Below are 26807 nucleotides of genomic sequence, written 5' to 3' on the forward strand. Positions count from 1 at the left end.
CTTTTTCACAAAATCACCTTGACAACCTAGGGTCTAGCAGCCTGTGAGCAATATCAACCGCAAAACCAATTAGCAGAAAAAGAGCCGCAAGCATAAAAAGTTCACCCTGCACGGCAATTAAATCGCGCAAACCAACATCTCGAACCAAACCCATACCCATTCCAGGTAAAGAAAACAGGTTTTCAATAACCATCACACCCATAACCATGTGAGCGAAAGTCAAGCCAATAACAGAAACTAACTGAGCAAGAGCCAGACGCAAACCAACTCGCCAAACAACCTGCTTACGAGTCATTCCGCAAGCCATTGCTTCAGCAGCAATTTCACTATTAGCAATATTTTCAAGAATTGCTGCAGTGTAGCGCATAAAACTAGAGCCAACAATAATTCCAACCGTAATCGCCGGCAAAAGCAGAGACAAAAACGCTTCGGAAAAATCACTCCAGCCGTCAGTTGGAAAACCTTGAGTAGGAAGAAGACCCACTACGCCAACACCTTTGCCAAATAGCAAAATAAGAAGCATTCCACCCCAAAGAGCTGGCACAGATCCTGCAGAAATAGCAGTAAATCGAGAAACCACTTGAGATAGCTTCCCTTCATGAGTTACCTTAAAACAGCCAAGCGGAATACCAATTGCGAGCGCAATAGCAAGTCCCAAAAAAATCAGCGGAAAAGTTATAGTAGCGCGGCCTAAAATCATTGAAACCACTGGCCTGCCCGTTAGAACAGAGACGCCGAAATCTCCACGCATAACACCCAGAAGCCAATCGGCATATTGAGTAAAAAGCGGCTTATTTAAGCCAAGCTCAGCCCGCAGCTGCTCAACTTTGCCGTGAGGGGAGTTAAGACCTGCCATAACTTGCGCAACGTCGCCCGGAAGCACACGAAGCGCAAGAAAAACAGCCGCAGAAATGCAAAACAGAGCCGCAATAAAAAGCAGCAAACGTTGGCATATCATGCGAAACATTAATAACTCCCCTTTTTCACCAATTTTTAATTACTTAATTACTTGTTTAACTTTTGCGTAGATTTTTAGTTACTTAGTTAAACGCAAATTGTAAAGTGGCAAAATTTCTTGATTCATGTCAAAAGTCATTCCTTCAAGATTCTTCACCTTCGCAGTTACAACGCGGTAGTTAAACAGCCAATCTGCAGGCGCATCCTTGCTAATAATTCGCGCAGCTTTAGCAAGCAATTTAGCAGAATCATGCTCATTCGCACAAAGCATTGCCTTCGCATACAAGTCTTGAACCTGCTTACTATCGTAACCGTAGTAGTAGGTAGGATCCGCCCACTGGCCAAAATCGTGGCTTTCGTTGTGGTCAACCATCGACAAATCGTACTGCTTATTCTTGTACACGTCCTGAAGCCAAGTAGTAAACTCAACAACATTCACGCGCAAATCAATACCAACAGCTTCAAGCTGCGATCGCAATTGGTCACCAAGTTGAGTGCCGTAAATATTCGGGTAAGTAAGCGAAAGTTTAAGAGGATGCGACTTATCGAAACCTGCATCTTTCATAAGAGACTTCGCGCGATCAATATTATGAGGATAAAGCTTAGTTAGATCCTCATAACCTGGGTCAAGAGATGGGATTGGGCCACCAAGCGCCAAATCTGTACCGCCTCGAGACGCAATAATCTGCTTATGATCAATAGCGTAACGAATAGCCTTTCGCACACGAGCATCCTTCGTACGCTCGCCATTCATGTTCATAGCAAGCACGAACTTGTCTGTGCCGTTTCCAGCTCGAACAACATAACGCTTAGAATCATCCTTAAACGGCTTAGCAAGCTGACCGGAAATAGGAGCAAGAGCTTTAACAGCGCCAGAAGAAAGCGCATCTACAGCAGCGTTGTCATCAACAAAGTAGCGAACAACAACTTTTTCGGTTTTAGCATGATGAATGCCCTTATATCGCGGATTTGCCTTTAACACAACGCGATCTGAAGGCACGAACTTTTCAATTAAGTACGGTCCGGAGCCAACCGCCTGCGTTTTAGCATCGTATTTAGCTGTTTTATCAAACACTAAGCCCGCGCGAGAGCACAAGGCCCACAAAAGCTTCGCATTTGGCTCTTTAAGCGTAATCTCAAACGTGTAATCGTCCTTCGCTTTTGCAGACTCAACTTTTCCAACCATATTCGAGCCGCGATACTGCTTAGAAACAAGCTCATTAAACGACCATGCAGCATCTTTTGCCGTAAGCTTGTGGCCGTTAGAAAATACGGAATCCTTGCGCAAATGGAAAGTGTAGCGTAAGCCGTCTTTGCTTACTTCCCAGCTTTTTGCCAAAGAAGGCGAAACCTGGTTCTTTTCATTTCTCGCAACCAAACCCTCGTAAACGTTACCAATAAGAAGCTGATCTAGCGAAGAACCGGACTGGTTTCTAATATCGAGATTAGTAGGAGCTAGTTTTAAGCCGATTGTGATGGTTTTGTGCGACATTGTAGACGCAGCGTTTTGCGACTTGAATAAGCTTGGGTCAGTTACCGTTGCAAAAATCGCGCTTATTACAACAACCGCAACAATTACTATTGTAAATAGCCAAGGCTTGCTTAGCTTGCGATTTTTTGATGAAGTGTTTGATTTTGCAGCTGCATTAAGCGAGTCGTCTGTACTTGATTTAGACGCGCTATCTGCAGAAGCATTATCGTAAGAATTACTTGCGTAAGATTCACCAGAGAATGTTTCGGTCGCGCCGTTTTCTTCGTGCACGCCTTCCTCAGGTTTTGCGTTACCCATACCATAAACCTTTCTAAATGGTACTAAGTTATTTAGTTGTTATTTATATTTAGTTGTTATTTATTTTTAATTGTTTTACGCTCGACGCTTGATTGCAAATTAAATAAATCAACCCCAAGTCGCCGGCAGTATCAATCGTAGCGCAAGCTAAAAGCAGGCTCACCGTGCAATCATCCAAAAAAACTCACGAAAAATTTGTATAAATACGATTTTAAGAACGCACAAGGTTGTACTATTTATAGGCATATATCCTACGAATGTGGTTAAATTCCAACAGAACGTAAACTTGCAAACGTGCGCAAACACATTTAATACAAAGCGAGGAATGATGACTGAGAACTTGAATACTACGGTAACTGTGAACGAATCCTCAGATCCGCAAAACCAAAGTGGTGAAGACCGTACAGCATTGAACCGCCAGCTGGCTCAAATGCTTAAAGGCGGCGTGATTATGGACGTCACCACCCCAGAGCAGGCAAAGATTGCTCAGGATTCTGGCGCGTGCGCAGTTATGGCTTTGGAGCGCATTCCTGCTGATATTCGCGCAGCCGGCGGCGTTTCTCGAATGAGCGACCCGGCTATGATTCACGGCATTCAGGAAGCTGTGTCTATTCCTGTTATGGCAAAATGCCGTATTGGCCACTTTGTTGAAGCACAAGTGCTTGAAGCTATTGAAATTGACTACATTGACGAAAGCGAAGTGCTTTCCCCAGCTGACGACGTGTACCACATTAATAAGCGCGATTTTGCCGTGCCTTTTGTTTGCGGCGCAAAAGATTTGGGTGAAGCTTTGCGCCGAATCAACGAAGGCGCTTCCATGATTCGCACTAAGGGTGAGCCAGGAACTGGCGACGTGATTCAGGCTGTGCGTCACATGCGCATGATGAATTCTGCTATTCGTAAGCTTACAAGCATGCGCGAGGATGAGCTTTTTGAGGAAGCTAAGAATTTGCGCGTGCCATTTGAACTCGTAAAGTATGTTGCACAGAACGGAAAGCTTCCTGTTGTTAACTTTGCTGCAGGCGGTGTTGCTACCCCTGCAGACGCTGCTTTGATGATGCAGCTTGGCGCTGAAGGCGTGTTCGTTGGCTCCGGCATCTTTAAGTCGGGCGACCCAGCAAAGCGCGCTGCAGCAATTGTTAAGGCTGTGACTAATTACAAAGACGCTAAGATGATTGCTAAGCTCTCCGAAAACTTGGGCGAAGCTATGGTTGGCATTAACGAGCAGGAAATTAAGCTCTTGATGGCTGAGCGAGGCGAGTAATTTTGTCAAACTCACCTATCAATACTGATAACTCCGCTCATACTGTAGCAGTTTTAGCAGTTCAGGGAGCTTTTCTTGAGCATCGCTTAATGCTTGAAAAATTAGGCGCGCGCGTAATAGAGCTTAGGCAGGCGCGCGACTTGGAGCAGTCTTTCGACAGATTAGTGTTGCCGGGAGGCGAAAGCACTGTGCAAGCTAAGCTTCTTCGCGAGCAAAATATGCTTGAGCCTTTGCGCGAGAGGATTGCTGGTGGCATGCCTGTTCTTGGCACTTGCGCAGGCTTGATTTTGCTTGCAAAAAACGTTGAAGGTAACGAAGTAAACGGTTTTGGCACGCTAGACGTAACAGTTAAGCGAAACGCTTATGGGCGCCAGCTTGGAAGCTTCCATTGTGAGGCTGAGTTTGGTGAGCTAGGCAATGTGCCGATGACGTTTATTCGCGCGCCTTATATTGCGGAAGTTGGATCTAACGCCGAAACTCTTGCAACTGTAGACGGCCACGTGGTAGCAGCGCGCCAAGGGAATCAAATTGGAACGTCCTTCCACCCGGAGCTTGACAGCGATACGCGAATTCACCAGCTTTTCTTGAATCTGTAGTTGAAGCTGTAGTTGAATATGTATTTATTTATCTAAACAAAAACCTCTTGATGAATGACTAACACTCACCAAGAGGTTTTAAAATTATAGGCAAATAGGCAAGCCTTATTTAATATGCTTGCAAACTACTTGCGATGCGCGCGGTAGAAGCGAATCAAGCTCTGCGTAGAAGCATCCTGAGCTGCCAAAGCGTCATCATCCTGAGAAATTGCAGGAGTAATCTGCTTTGCAAGCTGCTTGCCAAGCTCCACACCCCACTGATCGTAGGAATCCAAGCCCCAAACAGTGCCTTCAACGAAGGTGATGTGCTCGTAGAGAGCAATCAACTCGCCCAAGCTAAATGGAGTCAAAGCATCGCCGAAGATGGAAGTGGTTGGACGGTTGCCGCTAAATACGCGAGCTGGAACAATCTCCTCTGGAGTGCCTTCAGCGCGAACTTCGTCAGCAGTCTTGCCGAAAGCAAGAGCCTTAGTCTGTGCAAGATAGTTGCCCAAGAAGAGCTCGTGCACATCCTGATCGCCATCCTTAGTAGGATTTGGCGTGTTCACGAAAGCAATGAAATCAGCTGGAATAAGCTGAGTGCCCTGGTGAATCAACTGGTAGAAAGCGTGCTGGCCGTTAGTGCCTGGCTCACCCCAGAAGATTTCGCCGGTTTCGCTTGTTACAGGAGTGCCATCCCAGCGCACAGACTTACCGTTGGATTCCATGGTGAGCTGCTGCAAATAAGCTGGGAAGCGGTGCAAGTACTGATCGTATGGAAGCACAGCGTGAGAAGCAACCTTGTAGAAGTTGCGGTACCAAACGTTGAGCATACCGAGAAGCACAACAACGTTCTTCTCGAATGGAGTCTCAGCGAAGTAGGTATCGATTGCGTGGAAGCCCTTCAAGAACTCTTCGAAGCGCTCTGGACCGAGAACAACAGCCAAAGAAGTGCCAACAGCGGAATCCACAGAGTAACGGCCGCCAACCCAGTTCCAGAAGCCAAATGCGTTGGTTGGGTTGATGCCGAACTCTTCAACCTTTTCGAGGTTGGTGGAAACAGCCACGAAGTGCTTAGCAACAGCTTCAGCCTTCTTTGCGTCGCTTCCGTCAATAGCGCCGGATTCCTGAAGCTTGTTAAGCAACCAGGTGCGAGCGGTACGAGCGTTAGTCAAAGTCTCCAAAGTGGTGAAAGTCTTGGAAACAATGATGAACAAAGTGGTTTCTGGATCCAAATCCTTGGTCTTTTCGGCCATATCGTTTGGATCAATATTAGAAACGTAGCGAGCGCTAATACCAGCGTCAGCGTATGGCTTCAAAGCTTCGTAAACCATGACCGGACCCAAGTCGGAACCGCCGATACCAATGTTTACAACAGTCTTGATGTTCTTGCCGGTAACGCCCTTCCAAGCGCCGGAGCGAACTTCGTTAGCGAAATCGTAAATGCGACCCAAAACTTCACGAACATCTGCAACGGTATCTTGACCGTCAACAATGAACTTGCCAGCATCTTCTGCAGGACGACGCAAAGCAGTGTGCAAAACTGCACGATCTTCAGTATTGTTAATGTGCACGCCGGTGTACATTGCCTTAGTGCGCTCGTCAAGCTTTACAGCCTTTGCAAGGTCTGCGAAAAGCTTAAGAGTTTCAGGCTTGATTAAATTCTTAGAAAGATCGAAGTGGAGATCTCCAGCTTCGAAGCTCAACTTATCCACGCGATTTGCATCCTCTGCAAACCACTTCTTCAGGCAAACGCCTTCTGATTGCAACTCGTCGTAATGCTTCTGCAATGCAGCCCACTCTGGGGTTTTTACGGCGTCAACTGGCGGATTGATGGCCATTGTGAGGTCCTTTCATTTCTTTAACTGATGCGACAGCAATTGTCACTATCATCCACTTCACAAGATACTCACAAAAGCAGACAGAAACACGCGAAGCTTAACACAAAAATGAACACAATAACACTGATAATGCTCACAACCTACCCCACATTTGGAGCGTTACCCGCGGCTCAGCACTCCAAACGCGGGAAAACTACCCCACATTTGGAGCGTTTCAAAGGGCTAGGCGCTCCAAACGCGCGCAACCTACCCCGCATTTGGAGGGTTGCGGAGGGTTAAGAACTCCAAACGCGAGAAGCCTACCCCGCATTTGGAGCGTTTCGAAGGGCTAGGCGCTCCAAACGCGAGAAACCTACCCCACATTTGGAGGGTTACCCGCGGCTCATCACTCCAAACGCGGTAAAACTACCTCACATTTGGAGGGTTAGCTGTTGCACGGCGCGCCAAATTAGACAAATCTAAAAAAATACGATAAAATACTTTTCTTGTGCGCGAGTCGCGAATGCGTCTCGGGCAACATGCCGCTTTAGCTCAGTCGGTAGAGCGTCTCCCTCGTAATGAGAAGGTCGACAGTTCGATTCTGTCAAGCGGCTCTCGACTCATTCGAGCGTGTTAATACTTACGATTCGTGTTACGACTTGTGTTTTCCACGCTCGATTATTTGTATGAGTTATGCGCGAGTGGCGGAATGGTAGACGCGCAGGATTTAGGTTCCTGTGTCTTACGACGTGTGGGTTCAAGTCCCATCTCGCGCACGTTAAATCTTAAATCTACAATTCACAAACTTTCGTTAATATCAACAAGTAATATCAATAAGTAGTATCAACCATAAATATCAACATAAGGAAGCGCGTATAAATGTTAGTAGCAGTAGACATTGGCAACACGAACATAGTGCTTGGCTTTTTAAAAAATAACAAAATCGTCGACACGTATCGCATGACTACAAAATCCAACCGTACTTGTGACGAATACGGCATTATACTTATGCAATTCCTGCATTTAAGCGGCTTCAAAGCAAGCGATGTTGACGATATAATAATTGCTTCTGTTGTTCCAAAAGTTATGCACTCATTTCGTTCTAGCATAATAAAATTCTTTAATATTGACCCAATGATTGTTGGCCCTGGTGTTAAAACTGGCATGAATATTCGCATTGACGAGCCTAAATCGCTTGGTGCAGATTGCTTGGCTGATTGCGTTGGTGCGTTCAACGAGTACGGTGGGCCTGTTCTTGTTATTGACTTCGGAACTGCTACAACATACAACTACGTTGATAAAAGTGGCGCTATTACGTGCGGTCTTATTTGTACTGGTATTAGAACTGCAGCAGCAGCTTTGTGGGATAATACAGCTCAGCTTCCGGAAGTTGAAATTTCTAGACCAAAGTCTGTTCTTGCAAAATCTACGCTTACTGCCATGCAAGCCGGCTTATACTACAGTTTCTTAGGTGGCATTGAGCGCACTATTGAACAGTTTAAGAGTGAAATAAATGAGCCATTTAAGGTGATTGCCACAGGCGGATTGGGTAGTTTGTTTGAGCAGGATGTTCAATCAATCGACTATTACGATCCTAATTTGATTTTTAGAGGCATGGCAGAAATTTATAGAAAAAACTTGCGCTAGTTTTAGCTATCTAACAACAAAACCTTGGTTGTACCCGTATTCTTTTAAGTCTTTTTGCCACAAATCTAAACCGTCTTTTATAGAAATACGAGGACCCGGATCATCTGGAAGCCACAGCTGACTGCCGTCATCTTGAGTAATTCCAGCGTCAATCATAGACTGCACATTCAAGCGAGCGCGCGACTTCCTACTCCAATCATACGCCTGCCCAACAGTTGCCCGAAAATCACTTCTGGAATACACTTCAAACGGCAAATACTGGTATCTGGTATCTACTTGATTTGCAGCATAAGCAAATACGCGGTTAAATTTTTGACCACCAAAATAAGGTATGTCAATTCCGCGCGAATCGCGTATTGTTGTTCGATTTAGAAAATTCGGGTCAGCAAGAGTTACAACATCCGCAGGGAATGCCCCACCGTTGACGCGCATTCTAATACCTTGCATTTCGTGACAAACAAAATTCACAAAACGCATAGCAGCTTCCGGTTTTCTACTTAATTTCAGCACAGATAGCGCAGATCCGCCCATTTCTGCGTTACGTTTTTCGCCGTGAAGAGTTGGCACATGCGCAACCTTCCACAATCCTGCTGTACCTGGCACATTCTCAAGAAGCAAAGAAGGCATCCAAGCTCCAGCAAAAACAGAAGCAATTTTGCCAGCTCCAATACCATTTTTCCAGCGTTGCGTCCATGTTGTAGTTCTAGTGTCAATTAAGCCTTCGTCAATCATAGACTGCCAAAACTTAGTAAACTTTTGCGTGCCCTTGTCGTAGCCCAAACGCACAGTAACTGTTTTTCCATCGTGCGAAGTAATAAAAGGACGCCCACCTGCAAGCCAAATCATAGCGTTATAAAAGCTGGCATCTCCCGAATCTGCAGCAATATAAACGCCAATATCCTTCAGTTTTCTAGCAGCGTGACGGTAATCTTCCCAAGTGTGTATTTTAGTTGCGTCAACACCAGCTTGCTTAAATACGTCATCGTTATAAAACCAAGCCATAGGGCCTGAATCCATTGGCAAGCCATAGATTCGCCCACCTAGTTGCACAGAAGACCAAGTACCTGGAGTGTAGAAAGTTCTAGTCCCCTGCACTCGATCAGTAATATCCAGCAGCTGCTCGCTTACAGCGTATTGCGGTAGTGCGAAATATTCCAGCTGAGCAACGTCTGGTATTCCGTAACCGTCTTGAATAGCGCTGTTTAGATTGCTGTAGCCGCTAGTGTCTTTTACAACAACACGAAGATCCGGATTAAGACGCTCAAACTCTTTTGCAATACGCTTCATGCTTGGTTCCCACGACCACACAGTGATTCGTGTTCTAGCATCCGCATTTGTGCATCCAGAAGATAGCAATAAAAACAAAACACACAATATTGAAAGCACTAATTGTTTCAAACTATTGCGCGATTGCAATATTTTTGCGAATGTAAGCATTAGCTGCCGCCTACTACTATTTTGCTACCATAAGTTTTATTCTACAGTTACGGATTTGGCAAGATTTCTTGGCTTATCCACATCGTAGCCCTTCAATTTCGCCATATCCATTGCGAATAACTGCAACGCAACAACGTCAACAAGCGGGCTTAAAAGAGTTGGGCATTCAGGACGCCAGAAAACAATATCCGCGTATCTTGCAGCATCCGGATCCCCTTCTTCAGCAACCGCAATAGTAAACGCTCCGCGCGCTTTAACTTCCTCAATACCGGAGATTACTTTTGAGTGTAAAACGTCGCGTCCGCGAGAAGAAGGAACGATTACAACAACAGGCTCTCCCTCGTCAACCAGAGCAATTGGACCATGTTTAAGCTCGCCGGCTGCAAAACCTTCGGTGAAAGTATATGCGATTTCCTTAAGCTTAAGAGCACCCTCCATTGCAACCGGGTAACCAACATGCCTACCTAAGAATAAGAAAGACTTAGCTTCAAGCGTATGCTCTGCAGCTTTCATAATGGAATCAGACTGAGTGTCGAGAACATGCTGAATTTTATTCGGCATCTCTTTAAGTTGCGCCACAATTTGCTGGATTTCGTCGCGATACATTGTGCCTTTTACTTGTGCCAAATAAAGACCGAGCATGTATGCTGCAACGATTTGCGCCACAAAAGCTTTAGTAGAAGCAACAGCGATTTCTGGACCAGCGTGAGTGTAGAGAACTGCGTCAGATTCGCGCGGAATGCTAGAACCTTGAGTATTGCATATTGCAAGCACACGACTTCCCTGCTCGCGCGCGTGACGCAAAGCCATAAGAGTGTCCATTGTTTCGCCAGACTGCGATATTGCAACCACCAATGTTCGATGCGTCAAAATAGGGTCGCGGTAGCGAAACTCGTGCGCAAGCTCCACCTCAACCGGCACGCGCACCCAGTGCTCAATCGCATATTTTGCAACCAAACCTGCGTAACTTGCCGTTCCGCAAGCAACAACAATAATTTTGTCAATCGCGCGCAACACGTCTTGGCCAATATGCACTTCGTCAAGAACAATATTTCCCTGAGCGTCAAAACGCCCGCGCAAAGTGTCTGCAACAGCATGTGGATCTTCATGAATTTCCTTATCCATAAAGGAATCCCAGCCGCCTTTTTCTACAGCAGACGCATCCCAGTCAACCGTAAAACACGTAGGATTTTCAACAACTTTGCCGTCAAAATCAGTAAGAAGCAAACCAGCTTTGCCGCTTTCGCCAATATTTCCAATGCAAACAGCTTGATCTTGGCCAACTTCTAAAACGCGATCCGTATAAGCCACAAAAGCCGCAACATCCGAACCTAAGAAATACTCGCCGTCACCAAGACCCACAACAAGCGGAGAATCGTGGCGAACAGCTGCAACAATATCAGGCTGACGAACGTCCACTGCTAGAAGAGTAAAAGCACCCTTAAGCATTTTTGCAGTGCGGCGAAGAGCTGTAAATAAGTCTGCTTTACCGGTTTCTTCCACAATTTCGTTTGCGATTTTACCAAGCAGTTTTGCCGCAACTTCCGTGTCTGTTTGGGAAGAAAATTCGTATCCTTCTTCGTGAAGCTGTTCTTTTAGAACAACAGCGTTTTCAATAATTCCGTTATGAATAAGGGCGATTTTTCCGTCAACACTTGTGTGAGGATGCGCGTTTGCATCGCAAGGAGCACCGTTCGTGGCCCAGCGAGTATGACCTATTGCAGCACTCGCTTCCGGCATAGGATTCACACTAATATCATCTCGTAACACAGCTAGGCGTCCTGCTTTTTTGCGCACGGCAACCTTGCTCATTCCGGGTGCTACCAGTGCCACTCCTGAAGAGTCATATCCGCGATACTCTAAACGCTCTAATCCACCTAAACAAACTTCCAAAGGTTTTGCGCAAATCTTGCCAAAACCCGCATATCCCACAATTCCACACATAATCTTCTATTATACGTCAACCTCAAGGCTTGTGCAGTACTTTCTTCGCGTCAAATCTCGCGCTTCGAAGCCTTTGCCGAAATGCTTTTCTAACATAGACTGCAACACCATCAACACAGAAGTAATAACCAAATACCAAATACTAGCAACAAGAAGAAGCGGAATCGGCTTATAAATACGATTCGCAATAGCATTCGTAGCAAACTGAAGCTCAAGAGTAAAAGGCACAGCCAAAACCAAAGAAGTAGTCTTAAGCATACCAATAGTCTCATTACCCAAAGGCGGAACAATAATACGCATAGCCTGAGGAAGAATCACACGACGCATCATCAAAGAACGAGACATACCCAAAGCCTTAGAAGCCTCAACCTGACCAGCATCAACAGCCTCCAAACCAGCACGAACAATCTCAGACAAATACGCAGCCTCATTCAAAGACAAACCAACAACCGCAGCCGTAAGAGAAGTCATAACAACATTAGAATCAATAGAGAAAAACTCCACAGAAGTAAACGGAATACCCAAACTCAACTTAGGAACAAGAACCGCAAACATACCCCAAAAAACAAGCTGCGTATAAACAGGAGTACCCCTAAAAAACCAAATAAAGAACCAACTAACACCACGCAAAACCGGGTTAACACTCTTACGCATCATAGCCAAACCAACAGCCAACACAATCGCAATAACCATAGCAAGCAAAGTCAGCCACAAAGTCCAGCCAATACCGGTAAGAACATTTTCGTCAATAATATATTTCGCTACTATATTCCACTCAAATCGACGATTAGTTGCTATAGAATACAGTAAAGAGCAGGCCACTATAGCAACAATTACCCCAGCAATAATAGGACCCGGCTTTTTAACTGGAAGAATACGCTCGTCGTTGTTCTTTTTAGAAAACATATTCACAATACTACTCTAAACTCAATCAAAATCAGAAGACACCAGAAAATCACACATTCGGATTTAATTCAGGATGCTTAACCATAATATCTTCCACACCCCAAGATTTCATGATTTTCTCATAATCTCCAGTTTGTATAAGTTTTTCAATACCAGCTTTAACAGCCTGAGCAAGCTGCTTATCCCCTTTTTGCATAATAATGCCCATAAGCGCCTTGTCTTTGCTTGTTCCCAAAGCCTCAAGCTGATTATCGGTTTGCTCAATAGCAAAACTAGAAACAGGAGTGTCGGCGTACATAATATCCGCTCTACCAGCCACAACAGCAGTAGTTGCATCTGTTTGCTCTTTAAAAGCAAGAACATCTAAAGGACTATTTTTACTCGCTTTACAAAAGTCTCTAGCACTATACATTTGCGATTCGCTGGTAGTGCCTACTTGTACAGAAACTTTTCTGCCACACAAATTATTAAGACTTACCTTTGTTGGGTTTCCTTTACGAACAACAAACAGCAATCCAGCATTTGCGTACGTTACAAAATCGACGGCTTTTTCTCTTTCCTTACTTACTGTAAAACCAGAAACACCTATATCGAATTTGCTGCCAACAGAAGGCAAGATAGCATCAAAAGGAGCATTCACAATAGTAAGTTTTAAGCCCATTAATTTTGCTAAAGCTTTATTAAGATCAATTTCGTAACCGATTACAGTTCGGCCATCTCTGGCATAAAATCCTGCAGGAGCATAACCAATGTTTGTTCCCATAACAAGCTCGCCTTTTTCCAACAGTTTTTTAGGAAGAAGAGAGGCGATTTTTTCATCTTTTTTAATGCTATTAATGTTGTAACAGCGGTCAAGAAGAGGGTCACGGCCAACAGCATCGGTTGTTCCACAAGCTCCAGAAAATCCTATTAAAGTCGCAGAAACAAAAGCCGCAATAGAGCGCATCCACCTAGAAGATCCTAAGAATGTCCACTTATTCTTACGATGCACATCAAGTTTTTTAACATCGCAATTCGCTTGAATCATAGAATCCCTTAACAACTATATCTACTTGAACATGCACAACTGTACCACTAATCATAAAGCAATACGGTGCTATTCTTTTGAATTTTATAAAAGATTTACTGCGTCTTTACTGCGGCTTTACTGCAACTTTACTGCAACTTTACTGCGGCTTTTAGAAGCTTCGTAAAAGCTTCGTAAAAGTTTTAAAGCACGTGATGCAAGAAATCTTTGAAACGATTAGTTTGCGGATTGTCAATAATATCAGCAGTTCCGCACTCTACAACCATTCCATCATCCATAAATACTACTTGATCTGCAACTTCACGCGCAAAACCAATTTCGTGCGTTACAACAATCATTGTCATACCATCTTTTGCAAGATTTCGCATAACATTCAAAACTTCACCAACAAGCTCAGGGTCAAGAGCAGAAGTCGGCTCATCAAATAACATAATTTCCGGCTTCATAGCAAGAGCGCGCGCAATTGCAACACGCTGCTGCTGGCCGCCAGAAAGCTCAGCAGGATAATGATTCATTCGCTCAGCCATGCCGACTCGTTTAAGCTCTTCAATTGCTAAATCGTGAGCTTCCTGCTTACTCATTCCCAACACGTGAACAGGAGCTTCCATAACATTTTCCAATGCCGTCATATGAGGGAATAAGTTAAAACGCTGGAAAACCATTCCAAGCTTCGAACGCTGCTTAGAAATCTCTTTATCGCTAAGAGCTTGAAGACATTCCTCGCCTTTATGCGTTACTTTTTTTACACCAATGCGCTCGCCATAAATGCTAATACTTCCAGCACTAAGAGTTTCAAGCTGATTGATTAAGCGCAATAAGGTTGATTTACCAGATCCGGAAGGTCCTAAAATAACAGTTACCGTGCCAGGATTAACGGTTATATTAATATTTTTTAATACGCTAAGACTACCGAATGATTTCTGTACGTTGCTTAAGATTACTGCGGGAAGATTGCTTTCGTTATTTTTAATAGTCATATTCGCTCCCTCATTGTAATTTTCTAAAGTATTACTCATGTTATTCACCAAAATTTCGTATATGAAGCAATGCTACCACTAGGCGTTAAAGCCCAACATAGCCGCGTCGTTACGCCCTTTAACATTTTTCTGCTTAGCGTGCAAAGATTTGTCGCCGCGCTGATCCGCATCTGTGTCTAATTGCGCATGTTTTACAATATCTCGCGCTTCGAAGCCTTTGCCGAAATGCTTTTCTAACATAGACTGCAACACCATCAACACAGAAGTAATAACCAAATACCAAATACTAGCAACAAGAAGAAGCGGAATCGGCTTATAAATACGATTCGCAATAGCATTCGTAGCAAACTGAAGCTCAAGAGTAAAAGGCACAGCCAAAACCAAAGAAGTAGTCTTAAGCATACCAATAGTCTCATTACCCAAAGGCGGAACAATAATACGCATAGCCTGAGGAAGAATCACACGACGCATCATCAAAGAACGAGACATACCCAAAGCCTTAGAAGCCTCAACCTGACCAGCATCAACAGCCTCCAAACCAGCACGAACAATCTCAGACAAATACGCAGCCTCATTCAAAGACAAACCAACAACCGCAGCCGTAAGAGAAGTCATAACAACATTAGAATCAATAGAGAAAAACTCCACAGAAGTAAACGGAATACCCAAACTCAACTTAGGAACAAGAACCGCAAACATACCCCAAAAAACAAGCTGCGTATAAACAGGCGTACCCCTAAAAAACCAAATAAAGAACCAAGCACACCCACGCAAAACCGGGTTAACACTCTTACGCATCATAGCCAAACCAACAGCCAATACAATCGCAATAACCATAGCAAGCAAAGTTAAAAGAAGAGTCCAACCAATGCCATAAAAAACGTTATTGCTAATCAAATATATGCCTACAACATCCCACTCGAAGCGAGGATTTGTAACAATTCCGTATAGTAGCGAGCATGCAATTACTGCTACGATTATGCCGGCAATAATAGGCCCAGGCTTTTTAACAGGCAAAATACGTTCAGCTTGAACTGTGCTAGAGCTTGAGTCAGAAAAATTAGCGTCAGAAGAGTTCGCGGTTAAAGAGTTCAACATATTCTCCATAGTTTTCGTTTATATGAATATTTATAAATTATATAAAGTAATGCAAATTTACCATTTAATGTTATAAACGGTAAATTTGCATAGAAATAAGTGAGATTAAGATGCTACTAAAGCTTAGTTTAAAGCTTATTAAAGCTTATTAAAGCTTAGGATTAACTACAGCTTCCTTAATAGCAACGTTTTCAACGCCCCACTTCTTCAAAATATCCTTGTAAATTCCGGACTTCATAAGCTTATCAATGCCAGCCTTAACAGCCTTAAGCATTGCAGCATCGCCCTTCTTAACAGCAGCGCCCATTGGCTCTGCATCCTTGCTGTTTTCAAGAATTTCAAGCTTTCCAGCGTTCTTAATAGCAGCGTAACCAGCTACTGGAGTATCTGCATACATAACGTCTGCACGACCAGAAAGAAGAGCGGTAGTTGCGTCAGTCTGCTCTTTGAAGCTCATGATTTCAAGAGGCTTATCGTTATTCGCAGCGCACTTCTTTTTAGCTTCTTCCATAATAGGCTCGCCAACTGTGCCGGTTTCCAAAGTTACTTTTTTGCCGCAAAGATTCTTTGTGTCTACCTTAGTAGGATTTCCCTTACGTACTTCGAAAGACAAGCCAGCGTTTGCGTAAGTAACAAAGTCAACGGACTTCATACGTTCAGCATTAACAGTAAAACCGGAAATACCAACGTTATACTTGCTGCCGATTGCAGGAATAATGGAGTCAAATTGAGCGTGAACAATCTTAGCATTCAAGCCCATAACCTTTGCCAAAGCCTTAGAAAAATCAATTTCGTAACCGACTGGTGTTTTGCCGTCAGAAGCGAAGAATTCGGCAGGAGCATAGCTAACGTTTACACCAACAACAAGCTCGCCTGTTTTAGCTACTGCTTTTGGTACCAAAGCTGCTACTGCATCATCTTTTTGAACATTGCTTACGTCGTAGCTTCTGGCAACATCTGGATCTGCATTCTGCTTGGAATCAGCAGGACCGCAGGCGGCAATAGTGCCAATCAAAACTAAAGAAGCAACGGCAGCAATAGGTTTAATTGATTTGAACATTTTTCTTCTCCGTAAATCTAATAATTTTCAGTGATGCGTATAACTATACACGATAACCCTACTATTTTCACAACTGTTTATGCAAAATAGTGTATATACTGAAATAAACATACTGCTTATTAGCAAAATAGTTGACTTTCCGAAAAAATATGACGCATATTATTCGCAATAATGTATAATATGTGGCGTGTCGCGTTGAGATGATTATTGAGCGCGCAAATTACTTGCGACCAAAATTACTCACGAGCGCGCAAATTACGGTAACGCATAGCACGCAAAGCCTCGCGCTTATCTTGCTCCTCGCGCAAAGCTTCGCGCTTATCAAATTCCTTCTTACCGCGCGCCAAAGCAATCTCAACTTTCACATAGCTTCCCTTAAAATACAGACGCAACGGAACTACAGTATATCCTTTTGCTTCAGTCTGCCTAGAAAGTTTAGCTATTTGAGCCGCATGAAGAAGCAGCTTGCGTTTACGCTTTGGCGCATGATTATTCCAAGTACCGTTCAAATACTCAGGAATATTAGCCCCCTCAAGCCACATTTCACCGCGACGATCAATATTTACAAAAGATTCCGCTAAAGAAGCTCGACCTTCGCGCAAGGACTTAACTTCCGTTCCAGTAAGAGCAAGACCAGCTTCGTAGCAATCTTCAATGGCGTAGTCATGATGAGCCTTACGATTTTGAGCTACAGTAACCGTACCATCTTGAGCAGGTTTATTTGCCATAACTCCCCTCCAATACTAAGACCACAAACAAAACTTGCCATAAGACTTCTATCTTATGGCAAGCGCACTTGAGTCTTCAAGCTTATTTTTAAGACACGCACAAACTACTTGTACGCGTTTTATGAACTTTAATAATGCACGTACTCGTAGTCGCCTGGATTGTAAATAGTTTCGTACGCTGGGAATGTTGAGAATCCGGTGCCGCCTTCAGAAATAAGCACTGAACCATCCGCATTAACACGCTCAACAACAGCAACGTGACCATACTGCCAGTCTGCAGTCCAGTTACCAACGCGCTGGCCGCGAGCAAACACCATAACAGCACCAACGTGTGGAGTACGATTAACTAAATACCCTAATCGACGACCAGTATTCGCCCACTCGGCACCATTACCCATATACGATCCAACTGGCAAACCAAGCTGAGACCTACGCAAATAAGCCCACAATGTGCACTGACGAGCAGGATAAGCAGAACCGCCAACAGAATTGCCAGTATTATGACCGTAGCAGAACTTAGCTCCTTCAGGGCAATTGCCAGGAACAGTGTAATTCATGCCGTTAGCAGCACCATCGGAAAGCTGCATTGGAGGCAAAGAAGCATTAGTTCCAGCTCCCCTAACCTGCTGACGGTTTCCAGCGTTAGGATCAGCGCGAGCAAATGACTTGTTTGCAAGAGCGCGAGCTTGAGCGTCAATAGCAGACTTCATTGCCACAATTTCTGCAGCTTCACGAGCAGACTGAGTAGTTAAACTACTTTTTTGACTTTCAAGCTGCTTACGAATATTTTCGCCCTGATCTCGCAAATCTTGCAACGACTTCCTGCGATCGTTAGCAGCTTTAGCAGCAATCTGCGCGCTTTGAGCCTGAGTATCGGCCTGCTGCTTAAGTTTTGCGATTTCCGTTTCAATAGCAGCCAAACGCTGACGACGATTCATAGAAGTATTTAATTTAACTGCAGCATCGTTTGCAGCATTTGCCTCGCTACGAGCAACTGCAGCTTCAGACTGAAGTTTGCCAACAAACTGCTCAGTAGTTGTTGACTTCGTAACGATATTCATAACATCGGAGGCTTGAGAACCGTGGAAACTCTTACGAGCAAGTTGAGCTACAGCAGCTTTTGCATCGTCAAAATCGGCGCCAGTTTTCTTAATTTTTTCTTCCAAATCGCGCTTATCTTTTTGAGCAGACTCTAATCTTTGCTGAGTAGATTCTGCAAGACTACGCGCTTGAGCAGCCTGCTCTTCAGCCTGCTGAGCCGCACGAACCTGGCCTGGAATTTGACGCTCATTCAAATCATTAAGCTCGAGAATCTTCTTTGCCAGCTGTTTATTAACACCAGAAAGCTGACGCTTTAGATTCTCGTTCCTCTGCACTTTACGCCTGTATTCGTTCATATTAACAGCGCTAGCAGTATCAGCAGTTAATAACGAGCCAACAATGCCACTAAGCAGCATAGCAACGGAAACAACCAAGCTAACTATTATACGATTGTGCCTATTGTACACGCTACGTCGAGTTACGCTCATATTACTTCCCTTTCCACGTTACTAATGCGAATTATAGCGTTAAGTAAGGAATCACGCGAGTTTTTCTAAATTTTTTAGTTTTTTTTGAATTTTTTACGCAAATAATTTAACTTACGCCTTTAAGTATCGTCTTAAAGCAATAGCAGAAGCTACTACAGAAAGCACAACAGCTCCAGCAACAAGCATTGGAACACACAACCACACAGTAGACTGCGTTATAAATGGCATCCAACGAACATTTTGCGCAAGCCAATCAGTTACAAACACTTTTACAACCAAGCTTAATGCCGCGCCCGCAAGCAAAGATCCAGCGAAGGAAGCGAAAGCACCTTCAAGAATAAACGGCATGCGAATGGTCCAGTTAGAAGCACCAACTAGGCGCATAATCTCAGTTTCTTGACGGCGGCTCGCTGCAGACATACGAATTGTAGTGCCTGTAAGCATAATGGCCACAACAACCATAACTGCAGCAAGAACAATCGTAACTACTGTAGCTCTATTAAGAACACTGAAAACAGGGTCGAAAATTTGTCGCTGATCAACAACCTCTTCCACACCATCTCGTCCAGAAAGAACTTCCGAAACAACCTGGTATTTCATAGGATTAGTAAGTTTTAAGCGAAGCGAATCCTGCATATCTGCGGCGGTAAGAGTTCTACCCTGATACATTCCGTTAGGATACTGCTTTAGGAAGGTATTTTTATAAAATTCGTTACGACTTACGTAGGTAATATTTGAAACGTCGTCGCCTAATTCTTGGTGAATAACATGCTCAAGTTTTACTATTTCAGCGTTTGTTGGAGCTTTTCCAGAAGCACAGGATGGAGATTGGCTAGTTCCATCTGGGCAAAGCCATGCAACAACCTCAACCTTGTCGTACCAGTCGCCCTTAGCTTTAGTGATTTGAGCCTGCATTAACACAGAAGCACCAATAAAAAGGAAGGAAATAAAAGTTACGAGCATAACGGAAAGAATCATTGAAACGTTACGGCGTAAACTAATGCATGTTTCGGAAAAAATGAATCTTAAACGCATTACTCTGCTCCTTCAGTTTTATTAGTGTCATTATTGCTATCGTCAACACTAATGTTCTCATTATTAGTATTTGCAGCCGCAACAGATGGCTTAGGTGGAGCTGGAGGCATAGGAGGGAGCTGAGACTTACTCTCAGATTCAGAATCAGATTGTGAATGATTTTCTGCTACAGATTGCGACTCCTCGCTAGTTTCAGATTGCGATTTTTCACTCACTTCAGAATTTTCAGTAGATTCATGAGTTTCATGAGATTCAGTGGATTCAACAGTTTCTGCAGATTCAGCGGATTCTTTATTATCTTCCGAAATCTCAACTTCTGAAACATCCTCTCCAACGTCTTCATAGTTTGTAGAAATCAACCCGCGTCCCCAAGTCATTGTTGTTTCCAAAGACTGGAACACTTCACCGTAACGGCCAGTCCTTCCAGAATGAACAGACTGAGCAAGGCGTGCAATACCATCATTTTCTGCCGTGTCACTTTGAAGAGATTGCGTAACAATATCAACAGTTTCACGAGCCTGCTCCGCACGTTGAGCTTTTTTAGAAAGTCGCTTATGACGTTCCGTATTTTCAGGCTGATTGCTTGAAGCTGAAATTTCAGCCTCTTCACTATTTTTTTCAACAGACTGCTGAGCTTTAGACTTTTGTTCAACATCTGAATCCGGGAAGTAAAGAGCAGAATCGTAAGAGCCTTCTCGCTCATCTCGAACAATCTTACCCTCGTGAAGCTCAACAACGCGCTTACGCATTGAGTTCACAATCTCCTCATTATGCGTAGCCATAACAATTGTTGTGCCAGTTCGGTTAATAGCATCCAAAACTTCCATAATTCCAAGAGAAGTAGTTGGATCCAAATTACCAGTAGGCTCATCTGCAAGAATAATTTGAGGATGATTTACATACGCGCGCGCAATAGCCACACGCTGAGCCTCACCACCAGAAAGCTCATGCGGATAGTTATTTTCCTTACCAGTTAAGCCAACAGTTTCTAGCACGCGAGGCACAAGCGAGCGAATAGTCGCTCTACTAGTGCCGATTACTTCCAAAGCAAAAGCAACATTTTGATAAACCGTTTTATTATTAAGCAGCTTATAATCTTGGAAAATAAATCCAAGAGATCTGCGATACTGCGGAACCTGACGGTTAGAAAGTCTGCGCAAATCGTTACCAGCAACGTGAATTTCCCCACCATTTGCTTCTTCTTCGCGAAGCAGCAAACTAAGCAATGTGGTTTTGCCAGAGCCTGAAGCACCAACAAGAAACACAAAATCTCCGCGATCCACATGCAAAGACACATCGTCTAGTGCAGGGCGCGTACCTCTCGGATATATTTTTGACACATGATCTAATGAAATCAGCGACATTGTTTCAATCCTTCCGAAGATTATGTGTAATTATTGGTTTTTAGTTCTAGGTTTAGCTTTAGTTTAAGATTATTTTTCAGCTTCTTTTTCAGCTTCTTTTTGAGCCGCAACTCGCTGCTCGTGACGCCAACGAATGCCAGCTTCAATAAAACCGTCAATATCACCGTCAAAAACAGCTTGAGTTTGTGAAGTTTCGTAGCCAGTGCGCAAATCCTTCACCATTTGGTACGGGTGAAGAACGTAGGAGCGCATCTGGTCTCCCCAGCTTGCCTTAATATCTCCAGCAAGTTCCTTCTTTTTAGCAGCTTCCTCAGCGTGCTTAAGCACAAGCAAACGCGATTGCAAAACAGCCATTGCAGCTGCACGGTTTTGAATCTGACTACGCTCATCTTGCATAGAAACAACCAAGCCTGTTGGCAAATGCGTAATACGAACAGCAGAATACGTAGTATTAACACCTTGACCACCCGGGCCTGAAGCTTGGAAAGTATCCACACGAATGTCGGAATCTGGAATATCAATATGATCCGTAGCTTCAACCAAAGGGATCACTTCCACTGCGCTAAAGCCGGTTTGACGACGTCCTTGATTGTCAAATGGCGAAATACGAACCATTCTGTGAGTACCGCCCTCTACAGAAAGGCGACCATACGCGTACGGGGCATCCACTTGGAAAGTAGCAGATTTAATACCAGCTTCTTCCGCATAAGACGTGTCCATCATCTTAGTTTTATAGCCGTTTCGCTCAGCCCAACGCAAGTACATACGAAGAAGCATTTGAGCAAAATCAGCAGCATCCACACCGCCCGCACCAGAACGAATCGTAACAACCGCAGAACGAGCATCATATTCGCCGTCAAGAAGAGTCTGAACTTCCATATCGTCCAACTCGTGAGCAATAGAACCAAGCTCTTCTTGAGCCTCACTCATAGAATCAGCATCGCCTTCTTCTTGGCCAAGCTCAATTAAAGTCTTAGTATCCTCAATGCGCTGATCTACAGCTTGCAAACGCTTCAACTGAGACTGAGCTACAGAAAGCTTACTCGTAACCTGCTGAGCATGCTCAGAATCATCCCAAAGCCCAGGCTCTGCAGCCTGCTTTTCTAAATCAGCAATCGTAACTTTCAACGAATCAACGTCTAAAGCCTTCACAATCGAAGCATACTTTGATTCAACATCGCGTAGCGCCTGTGCAAAATCAAATTCCGCCATTTACTTAAAGTACCTCTTTACATACCTGTTTTACGCAATTACTATTCGCAAAATACTTACAAAATCAACTATTTATAAGTCTAGCGTACGGTCAAAATCTCAGGACCATTCTCCGTAATTGCAATCGTATGCTCGCTGTGAGCGCCACGAGAACCATCAGCAGAACGAAGAGTCCAACCATCCTTAGGATCCTGGTAAATTTCGTCAGTAGTCTTTAAGAACCATGGCTCAATTGCAATTACAAGACCTGGGCGAAGCTTGTAGCCATGGTGAGCAGTGCCATCGTTAGGAACGTGCGGATCGCCGTGCATAATATGACCGACTCCGTGACCGCCAAACTCAAGGTTTACACTGTAACCATACTCGTGAGCAACACAACCAACAGCTGCAGAAATATCGCCAAGACGGTTTCCAGGCTGAGCCATGTTAATGCCTGCCTCCAGCGCTTCCTCAGTGCACTTAATTAAGCGCAAATCCTCAGGATCTGCATGCTTTCCAACCACGAAACTAATAGCGGAATCTCCAACCCAACCGTCGACGTTAATTGCCAAATCAAGAGTTAGCAAATCGCCGTCTTTAAGATTGTAATCGTATGGAACTCCGTGAAGAACAGCATCATTTACAGAAGTGCAAATGTAGTGCGCAAAAGGACCAGTTCCAAAATCAGGAGCGTAATCAACATAGCAAGAAGACGCACCTTTGCGGCTCATAATGCGTTGACGAACGAAGTCATCAATTTCAAGAAGATTCGTGCCAACTTTGGTCATTGCTTTTAAGTCTTTAAGAATACTACCGACGAAGCGACCTGCAGGTTTCATCGCTTCAATTTCAGATGGAGTTTTCAGTTCAATCATGCTTCAAGACTAACGCGCAGGCACGAAAATAGCGCAAAATATGGCGAAAATATTGCGAAAATACTAGCTAATAGTGTCGCTTAATACTTGTAAGCTAAATTCATGCCTAATAACAATGAAAATAATAATAAGGAATCGCAGAAGGAAATTTCTGCTGTAGATTTTGATCCTGCCTCTTTCTCGTCGGTTATTCGTCCACAAGACGACTTGTTCCGTTACGTAAACGGCCCTTGGATTGACACTTACACTCTTCCAGACGACCGCCCAATGTTTGGCGCTTTCCACAAGCTTGCAGAAGATGCAGAGACGCAAATTCGAGATATTTTAGAAAGCGAAGATTGCTCAGCTAAAAAGTCACAAACTTTGTACCGCAACTATTTGGATACTGCAGCTATCGAAAAAGCTGGAATTACGCCAATTAAGGGCGATCTAGACGCTGTAGATAAAGCTTGCAGCAAGGAAGATTTGGTTCGCACTCTCGGCACGCTTAACCCTTACGGCGGACCGGACGCAATGTTCTATTTTGGCGTTTACGGAGATCCTAAGGATCCTAAGACGAATATTATGCATATTGAGCAGTCGGGATTAGGCTTGCCAGACGAAGCGTACTATCGCGAAGACAATTATGCTCCAATTCGCAATGAATACGTAAAAATGGTAGCTTCTTTGCTGCGCTTAGCAGGCTACGGAGACGCAACTACTACACAAGCGCAAGCCGAGCGTTTCTTGAATGTTGAAACGCAGATTGCAAGCAAGCATTGGGATAACGTAGCAACTCGCGATTCTCAAAAAACTTATAATCCTTACGATTATGCTGATTTGGCAAAAACTCTTGAAGCGCTTAATCTCGACGCTTTCTTAGACGCTACTCAAAAAGCGTACGATACTTGCAAAGAAGCACATCAGCCAATCAACCTTCGTGAAGCTTTTAACAAAGTTGTAGTTCACGAGCCAAGCTTTATGGAAGGTTTGAATAAGATTTGGCAGGAAGCCGACTTAGAAGATTTAAAGCTTTGGGCGCGCGTGCACGTGATTTTGCGCTGGGCAAGCTTACTTAGTGAAGATTTTGCACAAGCTCGATTTGACTTCTACGGCAAGGTGCTTTCTGGTGCAACAAAGCAGCGCGACCGTTGGAAGCGCGCAGTGGGAGTTGTTGACGATTCTTGCGGCGAAGAAGTTGGGCGCGAATACGTGCGCTTGCACTTCCCTGAGTCTTCTAAAAAGTATATGCAGGAATTAGTTAACAATCTTATTAACGCTTACCGTGAGTCGATTTCGCACAGCAGCTGGCTTGGCGAGGAGACTAAAGCAAAGGCTTTGGAAAAGCTTAGCAAGTTTGAGCCGAATATTGGTTACACGAATCATTGGATTGACTATTCTGCGTTGAATATTAAGGAAGACGCTGGTTTAGTTGAGAATATGCGCGAAGTTTATCGATTTGGCTTTGGTAAGAATACTGCGAAAGCTGGAAAGCCTGTGGATCGTGAAGAATGGCAGATGACTCCGCAAACTGTGAACGCTTACTACGATCCGCTGCTTAACGTAATCGTGTTCCCAGCTGCAATTTTGCAACCACCATTCTTTAACCCGAGCGCTCCAGACGCAGCAAATTATGGCGCTATTGGTGCAGTGATTGGCCACGAAATCGGTCACGGTTTTGACGACCAAGGTTGCGAATACGACGGCGACGGAATGCTTAACAATTGGTGGACCGAAGAAGACAAAGCCAACTTTGCTGAGCGCACTAAAAAGCTTATTGAGCAATACAATGCTTTTACACCAACGCAACTTATTGTTAAATACTCTCACTTGAAGAGCAAAGCTGAGCGAGACGCAATGCCTCACGTAAACGGCGCTTTAACAATTGGCGAAAATATTGGCGATTTAAGCGGCGTAACTATTGCGCTTAAAGCTTACGCTTTTGCTTTGCAAAAGAGCGAAGGACGAGAGATTGACGGAAGCGACGACGCGATTCGCGAAACTTTGCGTAACGCTCCTGAAGTAGACGGTTTCACTGCTTTGCAACGATTCTTCTTAAGCTACGCGTTGGTATGGCGTTCCAAAGCTCGTAACGAGATTGCTGAGCAGCTGCTTCAAATCGACCCGCACTCCCCAGCAGAATGCCGCACTAACGGAATTGCTCGAAACGTGGACTTGTTCTACGATGCTTTCAGCGTTAAAGAAGGCGACGAAATGTGGCTCGACCCTGCTGAGCGCGTGCACATTTGGTAAGTTGCGAATAAAAAGCAAATAAGTCAAAAAGTTAAAAAACTAGAAGCCTGCAGACGCTTAATAAACGTTTGCAGGCTTATTATTTACTATTTTTAGAAATCAGCCTTCGTTTTAAGAAAATCCAAGCCACCACTGCAATTGCGCACAAAACAAGCACGCTTAAAATCACAGAAATAATCACAATAAATTCATACGTTGAAGCATTTTTCTTCATAGCTTTCGCTAACTTTTTATGATACTTATGCTTCAAATGCTTCTTTTTAGCCAAAGCTTTTTTCTTCTTAGCTTCCTCGTCTTTACGCTTCTGCTCTTCCTTCTTCTTTCGCTCCTCTTCAGCACGCTTTTTTTGCTCTTCGGGAGATTCTGGGCCAATCTTTCCATCCGGATAATCAACATCACCGTTATATTCCGACAGTGTCAACGCTCCAACAACACCATAAGGGCCGCCCGAAGCCTCTCCGTAACCGAAAGAAATATTGCTAGGATTCAAAATCTGATACAAATGGCCATTATCTTCGTTAAAACTTCCGCCGGTTGCGCGCAAAGCCGACTCTTCATCTTGAATCCACAATTGCATAGAACCAGCAAGATCCACACCCCAACTTAAATTTTCACCCCACGCCTTTCGGCCAGTGTAATCAGGCTCGCTCACACCATCTGGACCAAAATGGCCAAACTGCCCATGCTGAGCGGTTTCTTGCGCGCGACGGAAAGCATCCTCTTCATTTGCAGAATCGTACTGAATATTATTAACATACGCTTCTTTAGTAAGACCGTAGCGGCTCACGTAATCTTGCAAAGGAACGCCATTAAAATACGTGCTGCGATTATCGTAAAGCCTAGATCTTGCATTTCGAATAGAAGAAAGAACGTAACGCGCTACATTACTTGACTGAATAAAAGCTGCAGAAGAAGCAGAATTAGTTGTTTGAATTATTGGATTCTGATGATATTTATGATGATATTCGCGATTATACGCCTGATGATAAGCCTGATGATACGCCTGATGATACGACTTAGAATTTTCTAAAGTAAAATCAGCAAAATTTTGCGATATTGCGCACGCAGCTAGGCATACAGCCGAAACAACAAGGATACTAACCCAACTTATGCGCATATTAGATTTATGCTTCGCACATTGCTGATTACTTTCCACCATAAATATCTTCTTCACTGCATTCAATATTTTCAATACGTTCGCTCAATACTACCCTGCGACGAGGAATTATTACGCATGTGCAGATAATTGCGGAGCATTTACTAAATATTTTGTTGTAGTCAAGAGATTAATTACATTGTGGATAAAACCTAGGTTTTAACCACAATAGAAAAGTTTGCTGGCAAAGTTGTTG

The 26807-nt window shown here is 44.0% G+C and carries 21 protein-coding genes and 2 tRNA genes; 6 read left to right on the plus strand and 17 right to left on the minus strand.

Translation table 11 applies throughout. From position 1 onward, the window contains the following. Nucleotides 1-13: 13 nt before the first annotated feature. A complete protein-coding gene (locus tag ACLD5M_RS01640; RefSeq protein WP_004137557.1) occupies nt 14-967 on the minus strand; it encodes an ABC transporter permease in 954 nt (317 codons plus the stop codon). A 69-nt stretch (nt 968-1036) separates the two neighbouring features. Continuing rightward, on the minus strand, nt 1037-2746 hold the full coding sequence (locus ACLD5M_RS01645) for an ABC transporter substrate-binding protein (protein WP_410314435.1): 1710 nt from the start codon (nt 2744-2746) through the stop codon (nt 1037-1039). 328 nt (nt 2747-3074) lie between these two features. Here ACLD5M_RS01645 and pdxS point away from each other — a divergent pair, with 328 nt between their 5' ends. Beyond that, a complete protein-coding gene (gene pdxS / locus ACLD5M_RS01650) occupies nt 3075-4010 on the plus strand; it encodes a pyridoxal 5'-phosphate synthase lyase subunit PdxS (RefSeq protein ID WP_004137561.1) in 936 nt (311 codons plus the stop codon). A gap of 2 nt (nt 4011-4012) precedes the next feature. Continuing rightward, a complete protein-coding gene (pdxT, locus tag ACLD5M_RS01655; RefSeq protein WP_119521702.1) occupies nt 4013-4606 on the plus strand; it encodes a pyridoxal 5'-phosphate synthase glutaminase subunit PdxT in 594 nt (197 codons plus the stop codon). Nucleotides 4607-4731: 125 nt separating this feature from the next. On the opposite strand, the gene pgi is transcribed toward pdxT, so the two are convergent. After that, nucleotides 4732-6426: a glucose-6-phosphate isomerase gene (pgi, locus tag ACLD5M_RS01660; protein ID WP_410314436.1), complete on the minus strand. Its 1695-nt coding sequence runs from the start codon at nt 6424-6426 to the stop codon at nt 4732-4734. A gap of 520 nt (nt 6427-6946) precedes the next feature. Here pgi and ACLD5M_RS01665 point away from each other — a divergent pair. From ACLD5M_RS01665 to ACLD5M_RS01675, 3 genes are all read left to right on the plus strand, one after another. Further along, a tRNA-Thr gene (locus ACLD5M_RS01665) sits at nt 6947-7019 on the plus strand. 81 nt (nt 7020-7100) lie between these two features. After that, nucleotides 7101-7181, plus strand: a tRNA-Leu gene (locus ACLD5M_RS01670). 103 nt (nt 7182-7284) lie between these two features. Continuing rightward, nucleotides 7285-8052, plus strand: a complete 768-nt coding sequence (locus ACLD5M_RS01675) for a type III pantothenate kinase (protein WP_410314437.1) — start codon at nt 7285-7287, stop codon at nt 8050-8052. A 6-nt stretch (nt 8053-8058) separates the two neighbouring features. Here ACLD5M_RS01675 and ACLD5M_RS01680 read toward each other — a convergent pair whose 3' ends face one another. The 13 genes from ACLD5M_RS01680 to map all read right to left on the minus strand — a co-directional run bounded on the left by ACLD5M_RS01680 (nt 8059) and on the right by map (nt 23223). Continuing rightward, nucleotides 8059-9489, minus strand: a complete 1431-nt coding sequence (locus ACLD5M_RS01680) for an extracellular solute-binding protein (RefSeq protein ID WP_410314438.1) — start codon at nt 9487-9489, stop codon at nt 8059-8061. Nucleotides 9490-9525: 36 nt separating this feature from the next. After that, the gene (gene glmS, locus ACLD5M_RS01685) at nt 9526-11433 is read right to left on the minus strand and encodes a glutamine--fructose-6-phosphate transaminase (isomerizing) (RefSeq protein ID WP_410314439.1); all 1908 of its coding nucleotides are present in this window, start codon (nt 11431-11433) and stop codon (nt 9526-9528) included. Nucleotides 11434-11442: 9 nt separating this feature from the next. Continuing rightward, nucleotides 11443-12339: an amino acid ABC transporter permease gene (locus tag ACLD5M_RS01690; RefSeq protein ID WP_410314440.1), complete on the minus strand. Its 897-nt coding sequence runs from the start codon at nt 12337-12339 to the stop codon at nt 11443-11445. 49 nt (nt 12340-12388) lie between these two features. After that, a complete protein-coding gene (locus tag ACLD5M_RS01695) occupies nt 12389-13366 on the minus strand; it encodes an ABC transporter substrate-binding protein (protein WP_004129448.1) in 978 nt (325 codons plus the stop codon). 182 nt (nt 13367-13548) lie between these two features. Further along, nucleotides 13549-14343, minus strand: coding sequence for an amino acid ABC transporter ATP-binding protein (locus ACLD5M_RS01700; RefSeq protein WP_004129450.1), 795 nt, complete (start codon nt 14341-14343; stop codon nt 13549-13551). A gap of 78 nt (nt 14344-14421) precedes the next feature. Beyond that, a complete protein-coding gene (locus ACLD5M_RS01705) occupies nt 14422-15450 on the minus strand; it encodes an amino acid ABC transporter permease (RefSeq protein ID WP_257996380.1) in 1029 nt (342 codons plus the stop codon). A gap of 139 nt (nt 15451-15589) precedes the next feature. Further along, on the minus strand, nt 15590-16501 hold the full coding sequence (locus ACLD5M_RS01710) for an ABC transporter substrate-binding protein (protein ID WP_410314441.1): 912 nt from the start codon (nt 16499-16501) through the stop codon (nt 15590-15592). A gap of 236 nt (nt 16502-16737) precedes the next feature. Next, the gene (smpB, locus tag ACLD5M_RS01715) at nt 16738-17229 is read right to left on the minus strand and encodes an SsrA-binding protein SmpB (protein WP_004136944.1); all 492 of its coding nucleotides are present in this window, start codon (nt 17227-17229) and stop codon (nt 16738-16740) included. A 128-nt stretch (nt 17230-17357) separates the two neighbouring features. Next, nucleotides 17358-18758 carry a CHAP domain-containing protein gene (locus tag ACLD5M_RS01720; RefSeq protein ID WP_375169358.1) on the minus strand — a complete coding sequence of 467 codons (1401 nt, stop codon included), beginning with the start codon at nt 18756-18758 and terminating at the stop codon, nt 17358-17360. A gap of 111 nt (nt 18759-18869) precedes the next feature. Next, entirely contained in the window at nt 18870-19793 is a 924-nt protein-coding gene (gene ftsX, locus ACLD5M_RS01725) for a permease-like cell division protein FtsX (RefSeq protein WP_004129488.1), read from the minus strand. Continuing rightward, entirely contained in the window at nt 19793-21157 is a 1365-nt protein-coding gene (gene ftsE / locus ACLD5M_RS01730) for a cell division ATP-binding protein FtsE (RefSeq protein WP_410314442.1), read from the minus strand. The genes ftsX and ftsE overlap by 1 nt, the downstream gene beginning before the upstream one ends. Before the next feature lie 69 nt (nt 21158-21226). Continuing rightward, nucleotides 21227-22369, minus strand: coding sequence for a peptide chain release factor 2 (gene prfB, locus ACLD5M_RS01735; RefSeq protein WP_410314443.1), 1143 nt, complete (start codon nt 22367-22369; stop codon nt 21227-21229). A gap of 80 nt (nt 22370-22449) precedes the next feature. After that, the gene (map, locus tag ACLD5M_RS01740; protein WP_004108441.1) at nt 22450-23223 is read right to left on the minus strand and encodes a type I methionyl aminopeptidase; all 774 of its coding nucleotides are present in this window, start codon (nt 23221-23223) and stop codon (nt 22450-22452) included. A 102-nt stretch (nt 23224-23325) separates the two neighbouring features. On the opposite strand from map, the gene ACLD5M_RS01745 reads away from it, so the two are divergent. Beyond that, nucleotides 23326-25455: a M13 family metallopeptidase gene (locus ACLD5M_RS01745; protein WP_410314444.1), complete on the plus strand. Its 2130-nt coding sequence runs from the start codon at nt 23326-23328 to the stop codon at nt 25453-25455. Between the two features lie 79 nt (nt 25456-25534). On the opposite strand, the gene ACLD5M_RS01750 is transcribed toward ACLD5M_RS01745, so the two are convergent. Next, nucleotides 25535-26614: a CAP domain-containing protein gene (locus ACLD5M_RS01750; RefSeq protein WP_410314445.1), complete on the minus strand. Its 1080-nt coding sequence runs from the start codon at nt 26612-26614 to the stop codon at nt 25535-25537. Nucleotides 26615-26807: the final 193 nt, after the last annotated feature.

It is taken from the genome of Gardnerella sp. Marseille-Q9185, assembly GCF_046508745.1.
GTDB lineage: Bacteria > Actinomycetota > Actinomycetes > Actinomycetales > Bifidobacteriaceae > Bifidobacterium > Bifidobacterium greenwoodii.

Coding starts and splice junctions, on each gene's coding strand:
- ftsE (WP_410314442.1), bottom strand. CDS start 21,157: ATGTCGCTGATTTCATTAGATCATGTGTCAAAAATATATCCGAGAGGT.
- ACLD5M_RS01750 (WP_410314445.1), bottom strand. CDS start 26,614: ATGGTGGAAAGTAATCAGCAATGTGCGAAGCATAAATCTAATATGCGC.
- smpB (WP_004136944.1), bottom strand. CDS start 17,229: ATGGCAAATAAACCTGCTCAAGATGGTACGGTTACTGTAGCTCAAAAT.
- ACLD5M_RS01680 (WP_410314438.1), bottom strand. CDS start 9,489: ATGCTTACATTCGCAAAAATATTGCAATCGCGCAATAGTTTGAAACAA.
- ACLD5M_RS01690 (WP_410314440.1), bottom strand. CDS start 12,339: ATGTTTTCTAAAAAGAACAACGACGAGCGTATTCTTCCAGTTAAAAAG.
- map (WP_004108441.1), bottom strand. CDS start 23,223: ATGATTGAACTGAAAACTCCATCTGAAATTGAAGCGATGAAACCTGCA.
- ACLD5M_RS01675 (WP_410314437.1), top strand. CDS start 7,285: ATGTTAGTAGCAGTAGACATTGGCAACACGAACATAGTGCTTGGCTTT.
- ftsX (WP_004129488.1), bottom strand. CDS start 19,793: ATGCGTTTAAGATTCATTTTTTCCGAAACATGCATTAGTTTACGCCGT.
- ACLD5M_RS01645 (WP_410314435.1), bottom strand. CDS start 2,746: ATGGGTAACGCAAAACCTGAGGAAGGCGTGCACGAAGAAAACGGCGCG.
- ACLD5M_RS01705 (WP_257996380.1), bottom strand. CDS start 15,450: ATGGAGAATATGTTGAACTCTTTAACCGCGAACTCTTCTGACGCTAAT.
- ACLD5M_RS01695 (WP_004129448.1), bottom strand. CDS start 13,366: ATGATTCAAGCGAATTGCGATGTTAAAAAACTTGATGTGCATCGTAAG.
- ACLD5M_RS01745 (WP_410314444.1), top strand. CDS start 23,326: ATGCCTAATAACAATGAAAATAATAATAAGGAATCGCAGAAGGAAATT.
- prfB (WP_410314443.1), bottom strand. CDS start 22,369: ATGGCGGAATTTGATTTTGCACAGGCGCTACGCGATGTTGAATCAAAG.
- pdxS (WP_004137561.1), top strand. CDS start 3,075: ATGACTGAGAACTTGAATACTACGGTAACTGTGAACGAATCCTCAGAT.
- pgi (WP_410314436.1), bottom strand. CDS start 6,426: ATGGCCATCAATCCGCCAGTTGACGCCGTAAAAACCCCAGAGTGGGCT.
- glmS (WP_410314439.1), bottom strand. CDS start 11,433: ATGTGTGGAATTGTGGGATATGCGGGTTTTGGCAAGATTTGCGCAAAA.
- ACLD5M_RS01640 (WP_004137557.1), bottom strand. CDS start 967: ATGTTTCGCATGATATGCCAACGTTTGCTGCTTTTTATTGCGGCTCTG.
- ACLD5M_RS01720 (WP_375169358.1), bottom strand. CDS start 18,758: ATGAGCGTAACTCGACGTAGCGTGTACAATAGGCACAATCGTATAATA.
- ACLD5M_RS01710 (WP_410314441.1), bottom strand. CDS start 16,501: ATGTTCAAATCAATTAAACCTATTGCTGCCGTTGCTTCTTTAGTTTTG.
- ACLD5M_RS01700 (WP_004129450.1), bottom strand. CDS start 14,343: ATGACTATTAAAAATAACGAAAGCAATCTTCCCGCAGTAATCTTAAGC.